The 2,168-nt window shown below is 49.5% G+C and carries 1 rRNA gene; it reads right to left on the reverse strand.

The window, feature by feature from the left end:
* Window positions 1-2,030, reverse strand: a 23S ribosomal RNA gene (locus H6G25_RS20775); the annotation flags it as partial.
* Window positions 2,031-2,168 lie beyond the last annotated feature (138 nt).

The following is a 2,168-nucleotide window of genomic DNA, read 5'->3' on the forward strand; positions in this document are numbered from 1 at the left end:
AAGCCCGAACACAATTCCAGGCTACAGTAAAGCTTCATAGGGTCTTTCTGTCCAGGTGCAGGCAGTCCGTATCTTCACAGACATTCCTATTTCGCCGAGTCTCTCTCTGAGACACCATCCAAATCGTTACGCCTTTCGTGCGGGTCGGAACTTACCCGACAAGGAATTTCGCTACCTTAGGACCGTTATAGTTACGGCCGCCGTTCACCGGGGCTTCGGTCGCCAGCTTTACTTTCGCTGACCAGCTTCCTTAACCTTCCGGCACTGGGCAGGCGTCAGCCCCCATACGTCCTCTTGCGAGTTAGCGGAGACCTGTGTTTTTGGTAAACAGTCGCTTGGATCTCTTCACTGCGACCCACTTATACAGTGGGCACCCCTTCTTCCGAAGTTACGGGGCCATTTTGCCGAGTTCCTTAGAGAGAGTTATCTCGCGCCCCTTGGTATTCTCAACCTCCCTACCTGTGTCGGTTTCGGGTACGGGTGTTCTATCTTCATCACATACACAGCTTTTCTTGGCACTTTCCTTCACCACTCGGAGTTCGTAAACCCCTCCCAAACCAATTAGGGTATGGCTATCTTTCATGCGTCCCTGTCTATGCTCCCACAGAACAGTAAGTGACTATTGACACTTTGTCCATCGACTACGCCTTTCGGCCTCGCCTTAGGTCCCGACTAACCCAGAGTGGACGAACCTGGCTCTGGAACCCTTAGGGTTTCGGGGTGTATGATTCTCACATACATTTGCGCTACTCAAGCCGACATTCTCACTTCCGTTTCGTCCACAGCTGCTCGCCGCTACTGCTTCTCCCTACTACGGAACGCTCCCCTACCGATTATTTTTAGTAATCCCACAGCTTCGGTACATCACTTAGCCCCGTTCATTTTCGGCGCGAGAACGCTTGACTAGTGAGCTATTACGCACTCTTTCAAGGGTGGCTGCTTCTAGGCAAACCTCCTAGTTGTCTAGGCATTCTCACCTCCTTTATCACTTAGTGATGATTTGGGGACCTTAGCTGGTGGTCTGGGCTGTTTCCCTCTTGACAATGAAGCTTATCCCCCACTGTCTCACTGGCAATGTGTTCTCTGGGTATTCTGAGTTTGTCTCGATTTGGTACCGGTCTCCCAGCCCGCACCGAAACAGTGCTTTACCCCCCAAATTTAATCATTACCGCTGCGCCTCAACACATTTCGGGGAGAACCAGCTAGCTCCTGGTTCGATTGGTATTTCACCCCTAACCACACCTCATCCGCTGATTTTTCAACATCAGTCGGTTCGGACCTCCACTTGGTGTTACCCAAGCTTCATCCTGGACATGGTTAGATCACCAGGGTTCGGGTCTATAAACACTGATTTTCGCCCTCTTCAGACTCGGTTTCCCTTTGGCTCCAGCATTCTCGCTTTAACCTACCAGTGCCTATAAGTCGCCGGCTCATTCTTCAACAGGCACGCGGTCATCCGTTTAATCGGACTCCCACTGCTTGTAAGCCTATGGTTTCATGTTCTATTTCACTCCCCTCCCGGGGTTCTTTTCACCTTTCCCTCGCGGTACTTGTTCTCTATCGGTCACACAGTAGTATTTAGCCTTACGAGGTGGTCCTCGCTGATTCATACGGAATTCCTCGTGCTCCGTACTACTCGGGATTCAGCTACTATCCTTTGACTTTCAACTACGGGACTTTCACCCCCTCTGGTACAGTATTTAGCTGTTTCGTCTAGTCTAAGTGATTCGATATCGCTGTCCCACTACCCCAAAGGATAAATCCTTTGGTTTAGGCTCTTCCCCTTTCGCTCACCACTACTTAGGGAATCTCTGTTTTGATTTCTCTTCCTCCAGCTACTAAGATGTTTCAGTTCGCTGGGTTGGCTCTTTCCTGTCTATATATTCAACAGGTAGTATTTAGGGTTGCCCCATTCGGATATTTCCGGCTCTCAGTTTGCTTCCAACTCCCCGGAACATTTCGTCGGTAACCACGTCCTTCTTCGCCTCTGTGTGCCTAGGTATCCACCATTAGCCCTTATTAGCTTGACCACAATTTCTTTTGCTTTCACATCCATTTAAATGTCTGTGTCTGCCTGCTTTTTCTCTTTCTCTTATGCAGTTTTCAAGGTTCTGGCTGGAATTTCACCCAGCAGTCTAACGATGATTGTTAGGTGCTGTCTTTTTTCC

The sequence above is a fragment of the Dolichospermum sp. FACHB-1091 genome (genome assembly GCF_014697585.1).
Taxonomy (GTDB): domain Bacteria; phylum Cyanobacteriota; class Cyanobacteriia; order Cyanobacteriales; family Nostocaceae; genus Dolichospermum.